Origin of the sequence: Pseudomonas sp. 5C2, assembly GCF_034314155.1 — a bacterium.
GTDB lineage: Bacteria > Pseudomonadota > Gammaproteobacteria > Pseudomonadales > Pseudomonadaceae > Aquipseudomonas.
In genome coordinates this window covers 1,128,175-1,145,070 of sequence record NZ_JAVIWH010000002.1, presented here as the reverse complement: position 1 = coordinate 1,145,070, position 16,896 = coordinate 1,128,175, and the positions used below count along the sequence as shown (strand labels likewise).

Genomic DNA, 16,896 nt, shown 5'->3' with positions numbered 1-16,896 from the left:
GATCTGCGCACGGAGCATTCTCCGAACGCGGGAGAATGAAGCATCATTGTTTGACAACATAAACCTTGTAGGTCAGCCCGTGATGAGCGTCGCGCTCGATCTCGATGCCATGGTTGTCATGCTCGAAGCCCGGAAAGCAGACGTCGAACTGCTCCATCGCCAACAGGTAGTCGATGATCGCCCTCTTGTCGGCGCCGACGGCTTCACCCGGCATCATCAACGGAATGCCGGGTGGATAGGGCACGACCTGTACGGCCACGGTTCGGTCTTGCAAATCGCGCACGGCAATTTGCTCTACGTCGCCTTTGACCAGTTTGGCGTAGGTGGCGCGTGGCGTACTCACCGGGTCCGGCAACAAGGTGAAGGCCTTGTCCATGTTGCGCAGCAGGCCACTTCTAACGATTTCGTCGTGCATGCGCTGCGCAAGATCCTGCAGCCCCAACCCCTCATAACTGTCGGGATACGCTGCGACCAGATCGGGCATTACCTCTTCCAGTGCGGTGTTGGCGTCGTAGTGCTTCTTGAATTCCATCATTGCGGCGACTAATGAACCCCATTTGCCTTTGGTCACGCCGATGCTGAACAGCACCAGGATGGAATAGGGCTCGGTCTTTTCCACGACAGTGCCGCAGCTGGACAAGAAGGAAGACACCAACGGTGCAGGAATCCCCCAGGCCTGTAGCTGACCTTGCGAATCCAGACCGGGCGTCAAAAGGGTGACTTTGATCGGATCGAGCATGCAGTAGTCATTGCCCAAATCACCGAAACCGTGCCATTGAGCACCGGGTTTGAGCACCCAGGCATCACTTTGATGCAGGCGTTGCCGATCGACCTCGGCAAAGGGCGTGCCGTCTACGTCGTCCGGTTGCCAGACGCCAAACCACCAATCGGTCGCGTTGCGCTGCACCACTTGCTGAGTCAAGCGAACCATGGCCTGGCGAAAGGTGATCGCCTCGTCGATCGATTCATCGGTGAGGTATTCGCCAGCGTCATCCATCATTTTTGCTGACACATCCGTGGAGGCGATGATGCTGTATTGCGGCGACGTCGAGGTGTGCATCATGAATGCTTCATTGAACAGCGCCGGCTTGACCGGCACTTTTCCTGAACGAATATGAATCATCGATGCTTGTGACAGGGCCGCCAGCAACTTGTGGGTGGAATGGGTCACGGTCACGGTGGCATCGTCGGCGTGCCGCTCACCCCGGTGCATGCCGTAACGGTTTTCGTAAAGCGAGTTGAAGCGGGCATAGGCATACCACGCCTCGTCGTAATGGATGCGATCCACGCTTTGGCTCAGTTCGCGCGTGGTGGTCTGTACGTGGTAGCAAAGACCGTCATAGGTGGAGTTGGTCAACACTGCAAGCACGGGCCGGATCTGTTTATCCGTAATCAGCGGGCTGGCGGATATCTTCCCCGCGATGGCTTCTGGCGTCAGCTCACTGAGCGGCACAGGGCCAATCAAACCCCGCGTATTACGGCGAGGCAGCAGGTACAACGGAATAGCGCCAGACATGTTCAGCGCGTAATTCAGTGATTTATGGCAATTGCGGTCAACTAACACGGCATCGCCATCGGTCACTGCTGAATGCAGAATGATTTCGTTACTCGCCGAGCTGCCTCCGACGGAGAAGAATGTGTAGTCCGCCCCAAACACCCGCGCCGCATTTTTTTCTGCCGCCGCTACAGGTCCGGAATGATCGTTTAGCGAACCTAGCTGACCGACTGAAACGCTCAGGTCGGACCGGAGCATTTGTTCACCGTAAAAATCGAGAAAGGTACGGCCCACGGCAGTTTTCATGAAGGCGGTGCCGCCGGTATGGCCTGGGGTGTGCCATGAATATTCATAGGTCTCGGCGAAGTTCACCATCGCACCGAAGAATGGCGGCAGGATCGTGTCGAGGTAACGACGTGCTGCGGCCTCAATCCTGCCGGCAATGAATGCCGGACTGTCTTCAGGTTGCCAGATGAAACCATCGATTTCCTCTACGAACGCCAGCGGAACATGACTGCTGTTCTCACTGGTCATTCCCAGCATGATCGGCAACTTGCTGGTTCGGCGACGGATCAGGCGAATCACTTTTTCAGCCTGCTCAATATTCGCGATACACAATCCCCAACCCAAGATCACGCAACAATAAGCAGGGTCTGCAGTAAGCGCGATTTCGGCATCTTCAAGCGACATTACTGTTTCTATTTCAAGGTCCAGCGCCCTTAGTGCGTCAGAAACTTCCAAGGCACTGCGAACAACGACGCTGTGGTCCGACAGCTGAGGGTTGACCACAATCATGACGGGATAGCGGTGGGCGAGATAGGCAGGTAGAGGGTTTCGAGCCGTACTCATTGCACACTCCATTTCAAGTCGTGAAACGGGTTATAAGCGCTAATTAACGCCCTTGATAAGGGACGCGCAGCAAGGAGTGCAGCCGGTCGCCGACTTCAACTAATAACAATAAAAACGCGGTTTTTTTTGATTTAGGTCAGATAACTCAGGTTATTGAAATAACTCGTTCGCGGGTGACATCGGCGCCCTCTTCTTTTATTTAATGGAAGTCCCGACTGCGCACATCGAGTCCGGTCAGTAAGGGCGTCAAGTCTTGCAGGCGACCGGCGATCAAATGACGCACTCCGTCTTTGGATTCCAGACGTCCATAGACCTGCAGCAGTTGCGCTCCCACCAGCACCCGGCGTTGGCGCTCGGCCAGATCACGCCAAACCACCACGTTGATCATCCCGTGTTCGTCCTCCAGCGTAACGAAGGTCACGCCGCTGGCTGTCTGCGGACGTTGTCTGCCGGTGACCAGACCAGCAACGCTTACGTTGCGCCCGTGTTCGATACCGACCAGCTCCTTTGAACTTCGGCAGCGCCGGGCATTGAGCTGACGACGCAACAATGCCAGCGGATGCGGACCCAGGGTCGTGCCGACGGTTGCGTAATCGGCATACAGGTCTTCGCCTACGGTGGGCAGTGGCAATGCCACGTAAGGTTCCTCGGTTGCGGACTGATCCGCGAACAATGGCCGTTGTGCCTCGACGCCGGCCACTTCCCAACGTGCGCGGTGTCGATGCCCGAGCAGGCCGCGCAAAGCACCGGAATCGGCAAGTAACCCTCGGGCCCGTGCATCCAGTTGTCCGCGCAGGCTGAGGTCGCTGGCATCGACAAACGCGCTGAGCGCTCTGGCTTTTTCGATGTGCAGCGCGTCTTCCTCGCGAAACCCACGCACCATGCGCAAGCCCAAACGGATCGCAAAAGCATCGATGCCACACGGTTCTAGCGAGCAGTCCCACTCGCTGTAGCGCACATCCACCGGACGAATCTCGATGTGATGACGACGAGCGTCCTGCAAAAGTTGGTCGGGGCTGTAGAAACCCATCGGCCAGCTATTGATCAGGGCGCAGGCAAAAGCTGCGGGCTCATGGCATTTGAGCCAGCAACTGGCATAAGTCAACAGGGCGAAGCTGGCAGCGTGGGACTCAGGGAAACCATAGCTGCCAAACCCTTTGATCTGCTCAAAAATCTGCTGGGCGAATTCAGCGGTGTAGCCGTTTTTGAGCATGCCTTGGGTCAGGCGCACTTGGTGAGGTTCCAGGCCGCCGTGACGTTTCCAGGCGGCCATCGAACGGCGCAACTGATCAGCCTCCCCCGGCGTGTAATCGGCAGCCACCACCGCCAGGTGCATCACTTGCTCCTGAAACAACGGCACGCCCAATGTGCGCTCGAAGACCGCCTTTAGTGCTTCGGAGGGATACGTCACCGGTTCTTCTTTGTTACGCCGACGCAGGTAGGGATGCACCATATCTCCCTGAATGGGGCCGGGACGGACGATAGCGACCTCGATCACCAGGTCATAGAAGTTCGTGGGTTTCAGGCGTGGCAGCATCGCCATTTGCGCCCGTGATTCGATCTGGAAGACGCCTACGGTGTCGGCGCGGCTGATCATGTCATAGGTCTGTTTATCCTCGGAGGGCACCGTAGCCAGAGTCAGGTCGTAACCCCGATAGCGGCGCACCAGATCGAAAGTCCTGCGCAGTGCGCTGAGCATGCCCAGCGCAAGGATATCGACCTTGAGCAGCCCGACCATGTCCAGATCGTCCTTGTCCCACTGGATGATGGTGCGATCAGCCATGGCGGCGTTTTCTACCGGGACCAACGTGTCCAGCGGCTGTTCGGAGATGACGAAGCCCCCCGGATGCTGTGACAGGTGCCGAGGAAAGCCGATCAGTTCGCCAGTCAAGGTCAAGACCCTATGCAGTATCGGGCTGTCCGGCTCAAAACCGCACTCACGCAGGCGCTCTTGCGGTGGCAGTTTATCGCTCCAGCGGCCAAAACAATCGGCCAACGCGTTGATCTGATCCGTTGGCAAACCCAGTACTTTGGCCACATCCCGTACCGCGCCTGCACCGTGATAGGTGCTGGCCACCGCAGTAATCGCTGCCCTGCCCCGGCCATAACGCTGAAACACGTACTGCAACACCTCTTCCCTGCGTTCATGCTCGAAATCCACGTCGATATCCGGCGGTTCGTTGCGCTCCCTGGAAATAAAACGCTCGAACAACATGTTCATGCGTGCCGGATCGAGCTCAGTAATACCCAAGGCATAACACACCGCCGAGTTGGCCGCCGAACCGCGACCCTGGCAAAGAATATGGCGGCTACGGGCAAATTGGACGATGTCATGAACCGTCAGGAAATAGCTTTCGTAACCCAGTTCGGCAATCAACCCCAGTTCGCGTTCGATCAGCTCTCGTGCCTTGTCGGGGGCACCTTTGGGCCAGCGTCGGCCCAGGCCCTGTTCGGTCATGTGGCGTAACCAGGACGTAGCGGTTTGCCCCTTGGGCACCAGTTCGTGAGGGTACTCGTAGCGCAACTGGCCCAGATCGAAAGTACATCGCTGGGCTATGTGCACGGATTCCGCCAACAGCGCTGGCGGGTAAAGCTCAATCAGCGTCGCTACAGGCCGAAGATGGCGCTCACCGTTGGCGAACAATCGATGCCCTGCCTCCGCCACCGTGGTGTGATGACGGATCGCAGTCATGGTGTCTTGCAACGCGCGACGGCCACGGGCATGCATGTGCACATCGCCGCAGGCCACGGTCGGGATGCTCAATGAGTGGGCCAATGCCTGAAGACTTATCAGCCGTTGGCTATCATCGGGACCACGATGCAGCTCGACGGCAAGCCACAGACGCTCCGGGAACAGGCCGCGTAACCATAACCCCTGCTCATGATGGGTAACGGACTCGCTTGATGGCTCTGGCAGCCACAGCGCCAGCAACCCGGCCAGCGGCTCGCAAAAATCCTCACGCAGCAGGCGGTATTCGCCTTTCTTCGCTCGGCGTCGGCCCAGAGTTATCAGTCGACACAACGCCTGATAACCGCAGAGATTTTCTGCCAGCAGTACGATATTCGGGCCGTCTTCAATCCTCATTTCACTGCCGACGATCATGGGCAATCCCACCTCGCGGGACGCCTGCCAAGCACGTACGATACCGGCCAGGGTGCACTCGTCAGTGATCGCCAGCGCGTGATAACCCTGGCGTTTGGCGCGCTCGAACAGCTCCCGCGCGCTGGATGCCCCGCGTTGGAAGCTGAAGTTGGACAGGCAATGCAATTCTGCATAGCCAGCATCGTTGGCAGACGCGCAAGGGGTCATGCAAACCACCCCTGTAGCAGTAGACTGTCGCCCTCTCCAACCGTTTGATAAGCCCAGGCCCGCTGACCTGAGTGGGTTTCGATCAAGTAATAGTCACGTCGCACGTCGCCGCCGTCCCACCAGCCTGATTCAATGCGTTCAGGCCCGGCGAGGATGCGCATGCCTGATTCGTGCATAGGGACAGGCTCGCGCAACAACCAGCCGGGGCGCGGAGACAGAGACAACGGGCTACCAGACGTTTGTCCATTGCCCGTTTGCCAGGCGCATTCGGGACGGTGGTCCGCATGGGCGTATACGCCATTGACCGCCTCATCGCCAAGACGGGCACGCAGGCGTTCACGCAGTTGCTCCCAAGGCAGCGCCTGGTGCGGACGCTCCTCGAACAATTCGCGGTGGGTCGGGACGAACCGGGGCAGATCGCGGGCTAACAAGCGCACCGCTCGCACTGGAGAAGGAACCTGAATCTGCTCCAGCCGTCCACGCGCCAACTCAAACAACATGGCAGCATCGCGCTCGGCGCTGAGCAGTCCGACCGGCAGCAGCGTGTCCTTGCCTTCCATGTGTTCCAGATGAATAGTAAAGCGCTGGACACCACTGTCGCGCCCGGCCAGAAATGCTGCCAGGTCCGAGATCAAGCGCTTGAGTGGGAACAGCAATGCCTGATGAGATTCGACGTCGAAATTCAGCTCAATGCGCAGATCGAAATAATCAGGCGGCAGATAACAATCCAGCGCCAAGGCACGCTCGCCGAGCAGAGAGTCCAGATGCTGCAACACTTGTGCAGGGAACCGCCGGGCCAAGGTGTTGCGCGGCAACGCCAACACGGAGTGCAGGGTATGCAGGCCCATGCGCGAAAAAGCAGTGGCCACCTCGCGGCTCAGCCCCACACGATCAATGGGCATCTGTTGCAGTGCCTCGCGTAAAGTTTCGCGGCACGTCACCGCGAGACCGTCGTGCACGTTCGCCAACACTCGCGCCGCCGCAGGATTAGGCGCGACCACGATCCGATGACTAAATCCCAAGGCGGTCAATTCTTCGCGCAGGCGGGCTTCAAATACGGGCCAAGGCCCGAACAGGCTGAGGCTGGATCCGACTTCCATCATCAGTACCCGGGGGTATTTCAAGCTGACCTGGGAGCTGAATCGATAAGCCCAGGCCGCCAATAAACGATGCCAGCGTTCGACCTCGGCCGGATCGTATTCGACCGTTGCAAACTGGCGTACCAGGGCTTGTGCTGCCGTGAGCGATTGACCGGGACGCAGACCGAGGGCGCGTGCAGCCGGGTTGACCGTCTGCACTACACGGCGGTGTGCGGTGCCCGTCAGCAACGCCAAGGGTTCATCGGGATCAGGACGACGACGCATGACGCCATCAAGCGCCAATTGCGGCAGCACTACACAGGCCCAGAGCATACGAACCTCAAGACCCGAAGGGAAACGGGATCGGTGCCGGCGGTACCAGACCACCCCGGCATTTGAGCACGCGTAACTGCCGGGGACGCACATCAATGGCGATACGCAGCGCAGCTGGCGAAGGATTGATCGCCGCTTGCGCGGGGCGGCAGGCGAAAGCCAGGGTCTGGCCGGTTTCGGCAGCGACTTGCAGGCGACGCAACGCCCGGTCATCCACGTGCTTCGGCCAGCACAATACCGCGCCACAATTGCCAGAGCGCAAACATTGCTCGGTCGCCCACAAGGCATCCCGAGCGCTCGCATCGACCATCACCAGCCAACGCAGATCGATGCCTGCGGCCTGCCAGGCTTGCGGGTAGGGAACATAAGGCGGCGCGACCAACACGATGCGTTCGCCGCTGTCAGCCAGTCGGACCAAGGCCGGCCAGAGCAACTGCAACTCGCCACTGCCGTCGGCAGCCACCAGAATTTCACTCAATGCCGCCGCTGGCCAACCGCCCGTAGGCAATGCTGCATCCAGCGCCGCGTGCCCGGTAGGGTGCGCGCTGACGGGCTGCGCCGCTGGTCGGCCTTTCCAGACCCGGCGCTCATCAAGCAGCGCGTCCAGGCTGACGACCGCGCCCATCATCCGCGCCTGACCAAACCACAGAAGACACCTTCGATGGCAAAGTCCTGATCAGGATGAACGATGATCGGCGCATAAGCCGGATTTCGCGGCAGCAGACGGAATTCGCCCGGCCGGGTTTCCAGACGCTTGATGGTGACCTCGCCGTCGAGACGCGCGACGACGATTTGCCCGTCCTGGGCCTCGGCACTGCGGTGCACGCCGACCAGATCGCCGTCGAGAATACCGTCTTCGATCATTGAATCGCCCTGCACACGCAGCAGGTAATCCGGCACCCGGGAGAACGTTGCGCGATCCAGCAGCAAAGTGTCATGCGTACCGACATCAGGACCAATCGGCGCACCGGCGGCGACACGCCCCAGCACGGGAATTTCTAGCAGTTCGGGTTTTCGTACGGCGTCCATCAGACGAATACCGCGAGCCTGATTAGGCGTGACCTCAATCAGCCCGGCCTCGGTCAAGGCCAAAATGTGTTTGCGCGCCACACTGCGCGAAGCAAAACCAAAGGCCTCGGCGATTTCAGCCAGGCTCGGCGGTTGGCCTTGCTGCGCGATACGGTCGCGGATGAAGGTCAGGATGGCAGCACGTCGGGGGCTTAATAGGCTCATGGAGTACATTTGTACTCCTTTCAGGCTTTTCTGACCAGCGCCTCTTGTCGGGCCTGGCTATCGCCGATGCGGTATTAGCTCAAGACGGGCACGTTGACGAGCCGCCATCCAGGCCCTGCCTGGATTTTTTGTAATGGAGGGTGGCCCTGCCGTCATGCCAGAGCACGGTCAGCACGTAGATAGAATCGAAGTCTTCCTTGTCCCAGTCATCCGCAATGGTCTGCTTTTGCCCGGTTGCCTCCTCGGCGACCTGATTGATCAGTTCTGGCAGATAGCCATTGGACCAGGCGGTGTAGACCGTTGCGCCGTGGTACTTGTCGCGCAACAACTCATCTGCCAGCTCATGAATATCATTAGCGCCAAAGTCGATATTGATCGGCAGCCCCAACTTGATTGCAGTAGGACCGACAGTCAGCAGCGGACGCAGGTAACCGTAGGACTCATCGTTATCACCTTCCTCGACATGACGGCTGGGGTCTGCAGCGAAGATGAAGTTGGCGTTGCCGAACTCCCGGGGCAACAACGTGGACAGGGCAATGGCCCGGTTCAACCCTTGGCAATTGAGTTGCCCGAGACCCATGGCAGGCTTTTCAGCGTGACGAAGGAATACCAGGGTTTGCATTCTGTCTTCTGCTTGCGCTTGCGCACCCATGGAAACCCAGAAAACAGCAGAAATGATCAATAACGCGGGCAATAAAAAAAGTACGAAGGGCCGGACGTATTTGAAGGCAGCGATACGGTTGTAGTTATTCATTATTCTCAATCAGAGCCTGATGGCCGTAGGTTTCGTGTCGGCATGACGGTGCCAATCTGATTCGGTTTCAGTGTGAAGGCTGCGCAGTTGACCTTGATTTATTCATTTAATCGATCACGAGTGTGTAAGAGGATTTGTCTGACAAGAAAATCAGACATTACTTTCACCATAAACAGAAAATTGCACACAGCGCGATGGCAAATACCGCAAGGCGTACACCCGACGCACGCCTGGAGCGGCAGTGCGCAACGCTGCGGCATGGTGTTTCTAGAGCGACACTGATTCAGCAGAGTGTTGCGTGACAGGCAGACCCAATCACCGATAGACGCTCTTATCGCAGCATTACTGGAGGCCCCAACCGGCGGCGCAGCGGCGAAGATGGGGCGAAATCTCGTACATGAGATGAGCTTTAACCATGTTGCTCGACGAACCGTTCAGCGCGGTGGATGCCTTCACCCGCATGAAGCTGCAAGACCTGCTGCTGCAGTTGGCAGAACATCATGCGATTGCCTTGCTCCTGGTCACTCACGATGTCGACGAGGCGCTTTATTTGAGTGATCGCGTGATGGTGATGGACAATCGGCCGAGCAGCATTCGTCAGGAGCTATGCGTCGATCTTGAGCGTCCTCGAGATCGACGCGACCCGGCCTTGGCGTTGCTGAAAGCCCAGGCATTGACCGAGCTCCATTTGGCTCACGTTATCTAGCTGATTAGCGTTCGCTACGACCTTCACCGACACAAATCCCCACCGCTCATGCCATCAAAGGTTGACGGATGCAACGCTTTGGTGTTTTCTGAAACCGTTTTCAGAGCCTTTGCCTCAGCACCTGCTGATAACCCCTATAACTATAATCAGGGTCCAGGTCGTGAATAGTTTTCCTACTCCTATGCGGTCCCGCGTAACGATGAATGACGTGGCCACACTGGCTGGCGTGTCCAAAGCCAGCGTGTCGCGCTTTATTGGCGAGGATCGACAACTGCTTTCCGACGCCATCGCACTGCGTATCGAACACGCCATCGACACCCTCGGTTATCGCCCCAATCAAATGGCGCGCGGGCTCAAGCGTGGTCGCACCCGACTGATCGGCATGCTGGTCGCCGATATTCGCAATCCCTATTCCGTGGCCGTCATGCATGGCGTCGAAACCGCTTGCCGCCTACACGGTTATAGCCTGGTGGTGTGCAATACCGATCGCAACGACGAGCAAGAACGTGTGCATCTGGCTGCGTTGCGCTCCTACAACATCGAAGGCCTGATCGTGAATACGCTAGGTCATCACCTTGATGAGCTGCGCCAATTGCATCAGGAACTGCCCATGGTGCTGGTCGATCGCAAGGTCGAGCAACTGCACAGCGATCTGGTCGGGCTGAACAATGCCGACGCGGTGCTGCAAGCCATCAATCACCTCGATGAGCGCGGTTATCGCGACATTGTGTTGGTCAGTGAGCAACAGGACGGCACCAGCTCTCGTCTCGAACGTGTGACCGCGTTCAATAGCCTGATCGCCGAGCGTACGCATCTGCGAGGACAGGTTCTGGAAACCAGCGATCAACTGGGTCTACAGTTACAGGCCTTCCTCGCCGCGCCCGGCCCGGGGCCCAAAGCGCTGTTCACCGGTAACGGTGTCGCGACCTTGACCTGCACGCGCCTGCTCCGAGAGTTGGGTTGCCCGCTGTTCGATGACATCGGCCTGATCGCCCTCGATGAGCTGGACTGGTACCCCTTGGTGGGCAGCGGTATTACCTCACTCGCCCAGCCAACCCATGAAATCGGCGTCACCGCGTTCGAGTGTTTGCTCAACCGCTTGCGTGGCGAGCAGGAGCCGGTACGGTCGTTCGATTTCACCGCGCAGCTGATCGTGCGTGGCTCGACCCGGCCCAGGCCCTGACTCTGCAACTTCCCCCTTGATGGCGAGTACAGCGGCCTTGATGGCCGCTTTTTTTGAATCAAAATGAAACCGGTTTCAGAGGACGATAACAATGAACCTTTACCCTGTCTCCATCAGCCTTTCCAGCTACGGTGCCGACGTGGTCCGTGAACGTGGTCAGGCCAGTTTTATTCCGTTGCTGGCCCGTGCTGGCGCCTCGCGCATTGAGTTGCGTGAAGAATTGTTTACCGTAGAAAACCACGAGGCATTGTCGCTGGCCATCGAAGCACAGGGGCTTGAGTGCCTGTACTCGTCACCACTGGAGCTGTGGAATGAAGGCCAGACTCAACCGAACGCCAACCTTGAGGCTACGCTGCTGCGGGCCACGGCCTGCGGTGCGACGTGGCTTAAAGTGTCCCTTGGGCATTTCAACCAAAACTGTGACATGAACGCCTTGGCCAGTTGCCTGACGCGGCATGCGGTGCGCGTGTTGGTCGAGAATGACCAGACCGTTCAGGGTGGCCGGATTGAGCCGCTGAGTCGCTTCTTCGCCCGCGTCCAGGCGTTGGATCTTCCGGTGGGCATGACCTTCGATATCGGCAATTGGCAATGGCAGGACCAATCGGCGATCAGCGCAGCCAAGCAACTGGGTCGTTATGTCGAATACGTGCATTGCAAGGCAGTTGCGCGCAATGCCCTGGGCAAGCTGATCGCAACACCTCCCGAACCGAGTGACCTTCATCAGTGGGAACAGCTATTGCGCCAGATCGTGCCTGGGGTGCCGCGCGCCATTGAATACCCACTGCAAGCCGAGGATCTACTCGCGCTCAGCCAACAACACATCAGCACCCTCGCCCGCCTCGGCCAACCACAAGGGGCGTTCAGCCATGCGTGAGATCGACATCCTCTCGTTCGGTGAAACCATGGCCATGTTTGTCGCCGAGCAATCTGGCGAACTGGCACAGGTCAGTCACTTCGAAAAACGCATTGCCGGCGCCGACAGTAACGTCGCTATTGGCTTGGCCCGGCTGGGCTTCAACGTCGCGTGGCTGAGTCGGGTCGGCGATGACTCGCTCGGGCGCTTCGTGATCGACAGCCTGCAACGCGAAGGCGTGGACTGCCGTCATGTAGCCGTCGATCCTGCGTATCCCACCGGTTTTCAGCTCAAGTCCCGCGAGCTCGACGGCCGTGACCCCTGTGTCGAGTATTTCCGCCGTGGTTCGGCGGCCAGTCACCTGTCGGTCGCTGACGTCAGCCCGATACTGCTGAGCGCTCGTCATCTGCACGCCACGGGTATTCCGGCGGCGTTGTCGCTCAGTGCCCGAGAGCTGTCCTCTCATCTGATGACGGCCATGCGCGAGGCTGGGCGCAGCGTATCGTTCGATCCCAACTTGCGCCCGTCGCTATGGTCAAACCAGGCGCAGATGATCAGCGAAATCAACCGTCTTGCCGTTCTTGCGCACTGGGTCATGCCGGGGCTGACCGAAGGCGCACTGCTCACTGGCTACGAGGACCCGGAAGACATGGCGGCGTTCTATCTGGATCAAGGTGTTGAAGCGGTGGTGATCAAGCTCGGTGCCAAGGGCGCTTATTACCGCACACAGATGGATCAAGGATTTGTTGCGGGCGTGCCGGTGGTCAACGTAGTCGACACCGTCGGCGCCGGAGATGGTTTTGCCGTCGGCGTGATCAGCGCCCTCCTGGAAAATCAGGGCTTTACCCAAGCGGTGGCGCGCGGCAACTGGATCGGCAGCCGCGCCGTACAAAACCGGGGGGACATGGAGGGCTTGCCATTGCGGGCGCAGCTGCTTGCAGCCGAGCCTGCCGATGAGCCACGACGACGACCCGCCTGACCCCTCATTCGAATCACACATTCGTTACCTGCTGCGACAAAAACAACAAGATCAGGAGCATCGATATGGAAAAGGCACTCGACATGACAAAGCGACTCATCAACCGTCGCTGGTTGTACATCATGCCCATCGTTTTCATCACCTACAGCCTGGCCTACCTGGACCGCGCCAATTACGGGTTCGCTGCCGCAGCGGGGATGGCGGAGGACTTGCACATCACGCCGGGCCTCTCCTCACTGCTGGGCGCGCTGTTTTTCCTCGGTTACTTCTTCTTTCAGGTGCCGGGCGCGATCTATGCGCAAAAGAACAGTGTCAAAAAACTGATTTTCGTCAGCCTGATCCTGTGGGGTGGGTTGGCGACGCTGACCGGAATAGTTTCCAACGCCTACATGCTGATTGGCATCCGCTTCATGCTGGGCGTAGTCGAAGCGGCGGTCATGCCGGCGATGCTGGTCTATCTGTGTCATTGGTTTACCCGTGCCGAACGTTCCCGGGCCAATACCTTCCTGATCCTCGGCAACCCGGTGACCATGCTCTGGATGTCGGTGGTGTCGGGCTATCTGGTGTCGCACTTCAGCTGGCGCTGGATGTTCATCATCGAAGGCCTGCCCGCGATCATCTGGGCGTTTATCTGGTGGAGGCTGGCCGATGAAAAACCGGCACAGGCCGCCTGGATGAGCGAAGAAGACAAAATCGATCTGCAAAGGACACTGGATGCCGAGCAGGTCGGGATCAAACCGGTGAAGAACTACGCCGAAGCCTTCCGTTCACCCAAGGTGATCATCCTGGCGCTGCAATTCTTCTGCTGGAGCATCGGTGTCTACGGTTTTGTCCTGTGGCTGCCATCGATCCTTAAACAGGGTGCCCATCTGGACATGGTCGAAGCCGGCTGGCTGTCTGCGCTGCCCTATCTGGCCGCCGTGATCGCCATGCTGGCAGTGTCCTGGGGGTCTGACCGAATCCAGCGCCGCAAGCGTTTTGTCTGGCCGCCCCTGCTGATCGCCGCCCTAGCGTTCTACGGTTCCTATGCGTTGGGCAGCGAGCATTTCTGGTGGTCCTACTCCCTGCTGGTGCTGGCCGGCGCCTGCATGTATGCGCCTTATGGGCCGTTTTTCGCGATCGTTCCGGAAATCCTGCCGTCCAACGTAGCCGGTGGCGCCATGGCGTTGATCAATAGCATGGGGGCGCTGGGTTCTTTTGCCGGGTCGTACCTGGTTGGCTACCTCAATAGCGCTACGGGCAATCCCGGCGCGTCTTATCTGCTGATGAGCGGCGCGCTGTTGGTTTCAGTGGTGCTGACGCTCCTTCTCAACCCACGCACCGACTCAACGCCAGCCCACACTCAACGCCCCCAGCGCAGAGTCGCGGTGCACCATTGATCACCCGGGATGAATACGATGAAAAAACAAGTCGTTCTGTATAAAAAGCTATCGCCAACGTTGATGAGCCGCCTGCAACAGCATGCGGATGTCACGTTGATCGACGAACCAACCCGCGATGGCCTGGCCCGACTGCGTGCTGCCCTGCCCCACGCCCATGGTTTGCTCGGCGCCAGTCTCAAACTGGATGCGCCTTTGCTGGATCTGGCGCCGCACCTTGAGGCGGTGTCAAGCGTCTCGGTTGGCGTCGACAACTATGATCTGGACTACCTTGACCGGCGCGGCATCCTCTTGAGCAACACCCCCGACGTACTGACCGAAACCACGGCCGACACCGGTTTTGCGTTGATCCTTGCTACGGCGAGACGTGTGGTCGAGCTGGCCAATCTGGTTCGCGCCGGGCAGTGGAAGAGCAACATCGGCTCGCCGTATTTCGGCAACGATGTGCATGGTAAAACCCTGGGTATCATCGGCATGGGCCGGATTGGTGAAGCATTGGCACAACGCGGCCATTTTGGTTTCGGCATGCCCGTGCTGTATCACAGCCACTCACCCAAGCCCGCCGTGGAAGCGCGCTTCAATGCGGGTTACCGAAGTCTGGAGGCGCTGCTGCAGGAAGCTGACTTCATCTGCCTGACGTTACCGTTGACGGCTGAAACCCAGGGTTTGATCGGTGCCAGGCAATTCGCACTGATGCGTCCGCAGAGCATCTTCATCAACATCTCGCGAGGCAAGGTGGTCGATGAGTCGGCCCTGATTGCCGCCTTGCAACAGGGCCAGATTCGAGCAGCGGGTCTTGACGTGTTTGACCGCGAGCCGCTGCCCCATGACTCGCCATTGCTGCAAATGAACAACGTGGTCGCCACGCCCCACATAGGCTCGGCGACCCACGAAACCCGTGAAGCCATGGCGCAATGCGCGGTAGACAATCTACTCAGCGCCTTGGCGGGTGAGCGTCCTCTGAATCTGGTTAACCCCAAGGCGTGGGGAATGCGGGTGTCCGGTTGACCGAGTTGGCCCCGTCACACAAGCTGTGCGACGGGGCCTGACACACCACCGGGCTCTTAAATCACAAACCGCGCTACCATGCCGTTAAGGTCTATGGCCAGGCGTGACAGTTCATGGCTGGCAACGCTGGTCTGATTAGCGCCGGCAGCGGATTGGGTCGCCAGATCGCGAATATTGACCAGATTACGATCCACTTCGCGGGACACCTAGGCCTGCTCTTCAGAGGCACTGGCAATGACCAGGTTGCGCTCGTTGATTTGCGAAATGGCTGCGGTGATCTGCTCCAGCGCCACACCGGCTGAGCGGGCGAGTTCCAAGGTGGTTTGCGTGCGGTTGGTGCTCAGTTGCATCGACTGCACGGCTTCACCTGTGCCGTTTTGAATGCCCGCGACCATTTGTTCGATCTCCTGGGTCGACTGCGCGGTGCGATGAGCCAACGCGCGCACTTCATCGGCAACCACAGCAAAGCCCCTGCCCGCCTCGCCGGCACGTGCAGCCTCGATGGCCGCGTTCAAAGCCAGCAAGTTGGTCTGTTCGGCGATGGAGCGAATAACATCCAATACCTTACCGATATCACGTCCCTGCTCCGCCAGGCCTTCTACCAGATCCGATGTGGTCTGCACATCTTGAGTCATGGCCTGAATCGCTGAAACGGTCTCGACCACCCGATCACGCCCTTCGCGCGCGGCTTGGGTGGACTGTTGCGACGCTTGGGACGTGGACACCGCGTTACGCGCGACCTCTTCTACGGCAGCGGTCATTTCATTAACCGCAGTAGCCGCTTGTTCGATCTCATTATTCTGTTGTTGCACGCCACGAGACGCTTCCTCGGTGACCGCGCTCAGCTCTTCGGCAGCAGACGCGAGCTGTGTAGCCGACCCGGAAATCTGTTCGATTGTCTTGCGCAGGTTCTGCTGCATGCCCACCAGTGCTTCGAGCAGGCGCGCCGGTTCGTCTTTGCCGTCGACTTCAATGTGTTTAGTCAGATTGCCACCCGCAATATCTTCTGCGGCGCGGACGGCTCTCGTCAGAGGGTTAACAATGCTGCGTGTCAACAACAAGGCCAGCAACACAGTCAGTAAAACGGCAAATGCCGCAACACCCAGGATGGCGACTTTCGCCCCATCGTATTGTTGAGCGGCAATGCTGGATGATTCCTTTGCGCCATTTTTATTGATGTCAACCAACTTTCTGATTTGTTCACCCATCAAGTCAGAGGCGTCTTTCATTCGGGAGTTGATCACGTTACGCATGTCGTCGACCTTGTTTTGTCGCGACAGATCCAGCGCTTCGCCTTGCGCACTCAAGTATTTATCAAGGGTGGCATCAAACTCTTTATATACCGCACGCTCTTCAGCTTCGGCGGGCAACGCAGCGTAGCTGGCCTTGGCTAACTGTAACTTGCTGACCAGGTCACGAATTCGGACTTCGGTTTCCTGCAACAATGCAGGTTCGCGATTGACCAGTATCCGGAAAGACGTGATACGCAGGCGCAGAACGCATTCAGCCGTCTCCCCCAGAAACCCTATGCTGGGGAGCATGTTGGTTTCCATATCGACCGTGGCCTGCCGAATCACGCTCATGCGATTCAGCGCGAAAAAGCCCAGTGCAATCACCAATAAGGCAATAAACGCGAAGCCAAGAAAAGCGCGCGGCGCGATATTCATGTTTCGTAGCGACATGGAGTGCCTCTCTTAAAAGTATGACTAAAAGCATCCATGCCATCGGGTATTTT

The 16,896-nt window shown here is 58.5% G+C and carries 12 protein-coding genes and 2 pseudogenes; 6 read left to right on the top strand and 8 right to left on the bottom strand.

Annotated features, from left to right (window positions below; translation table 11 throughout):
* Positions 1-43: 43 nt before the first annotated feature.
* From RGU44_RS05915 to RGU44_RS05890, 6 genes are all read right to left on the bottom strand, one after another.
* Positions 44-2,344: an Orn/Lys/Arg decarboxylase N-terminal domain-containing protein gene (locus RGU44_RS05915; protein ID WP_322216130.1), complete on the bottom strand. Its 2,301-nt coding sequence runs from the start codon at positions 2,342-2,344 to the stop codon at positions 44-46.
* A gap of 199 nt (positions 2,345-2,543) precedes the next feature.
* Positions 2,544-5,654, bottom strand: a complete 3,111-nt coding sequence (locus RGU44_RS05910) for an error-prone DNA polymerase (protein ID WP_322179354.1) — start codon at positions 5,652-5,654, stop codon at positions 2,544-2,546.
* The gene (locus RGU44_RS05905; RefSeq protein WP_322179355.1) at positions 5,651-7,066 is read right to left on the bottom strand and encodes a DNA polymerase Y family protein; all 1,416 of its coding nucleotides are present in this window, start codon (positions 7,064-7,066) and stop codon (positions 5,651-5,653) included. The genes RGU44_RS05910 and RGU44_RS05905 overlap by 4 nt, the downstream gene beginning before the upstream one ends.
* 7 nt (positions 7,067-7,073) lie before the next feature.
* Positions 7,074-7,691 carry a translesion DNA synthesis-associated protein ImuA gene (imuA, locus tag RGU44_RS05900; protein ID WP_322216127.1) on the bottom strand — a complete coding sequence of 206 codons (618 nt, stop codon included), beginning with the start codon at positions 7,689-7,691 and terminating at the stop codon, positions 7,074-7,076.
* Entirely contained in the window at positions 7,691-8,308 is a 618-nt protein-coding gene (gene lexA / locus RGU44_RS05895; protein WP_322179357.1) for a transcriptional repressor LexA, read from the bottom strand. The genes imuA and lexA overlap by 1 nt, the downstream gene beginning before the upstream one ends.
* Before the next feature lie 70 nt (positions 8,309-8,378).
* Positions 8,379-9,053, bottom strand: coding sequence for a hypothetical protein (locus RGU44_RS05890; RefSeq protein ID WP_322216125.1), 675 nt, complete (start codon positions 9,051-9,053; stop codon positions 8,379-8,381).
* A 415-nt stretch (positions 9,054-9,468) separates the two neighbouring features.
* Between RGU44_RS05890 and RGU44_RS05885 the strand changes: the two are divergent.
* The 6 genes and pseudogenes from RGU44_RS05885 to RGU44_RS05860 form a co-directional block, all read left to right on the top strand.
* Positions 9,469-9,759 (top strand): annotated as a pseudogene (locus RGU44_RS05885) (ABC transporter ATP-binding protein); the annotation flags it as partial.
* 181 nt (positions 9,760-9,940) lie between these two features.
* Positions 9,941-10,942 carry a LacI family DNA-binding transcriptional regulator gene (locus RGU44_RS05880; protein WP_416151999.1) on the top strand — a complete coding sequence of 334 codons (1,002 nt, stop codon included), beginning with the start codon at positions 9,941-9,943 and terminating at the stop codon, positions 10,940-10,942.
* A gap of 91 nt (positions 10,943-11,033) precedes the next feature.
* Positions 11,034-11,816 (top strand): AP endonuclease, encoded by a 783-nt coding sequence (locus RGU44_RS05875; RefSeq protein ID WP_322216123.1) that lies wholly within the window; start codon positions 11,034-11,036, stop codon positions 11,814-11,816.
* Complete coding sequence (locus tag RGU44_RS05870) at positions 11,809-12,774, top strand: sugar kinase (RefSeq protein WP_322216121.1); 966 nt, start codon at positions 11,809-11,811, stop codon at positions 12,772-12,774. Before RGU44_RS05875 ends, RGU44_RS05870 begins: the two co-directional genes overlap by 8 nt.
* An 83-nt stretch (positions 12,775-12,857) precedes the next feature.
* Positions 12,858-14,166: pseudogene (locus RGU44_RS05865) on the top strand (MFS transporter).
* A gap of 5 nt (positions 14,167-14,171) precedes the next feature.
* Complete coding sequence (locus tag RGU44_RS05860; protein ID WP_322216117.1) at positions 14,172-15,161, top strand: NAD(P)-dependent oxidoreductase; 990 nt, start codon at positions 14,172-14,174, stop codon at positions 15,159-15,161.
* Between the two features lie 56 nt (positions 15,162-15,217).
* Here RGU44_RS05860 and RGU44_RS24930 read toward each other — a convergent pair whose 3' ends face one another.
* The gene (locus tag RGU44_RS24930) at positions 15,218-15,367 is read right to left on the bottom strand and encodes a hypothetical protein (protein ID WP_416194615.1); all 150 of its coding nucleotides are present in this window, start codon (positions 15,365-15,367) and stop codon (positions 15,218-15,220) included.
* Entirely contained in the window at positions 15,368-16,828 is a 1,461-nt protein-coding gene (locus tag RGU44_RS05855) for a methyl-accepting chemotaxis protein (RefSeq protein ID WP_416194629.1), read from the bottom strand.
* Positions 16,829-16,896 lie beyond the last annotated feature (68 nt).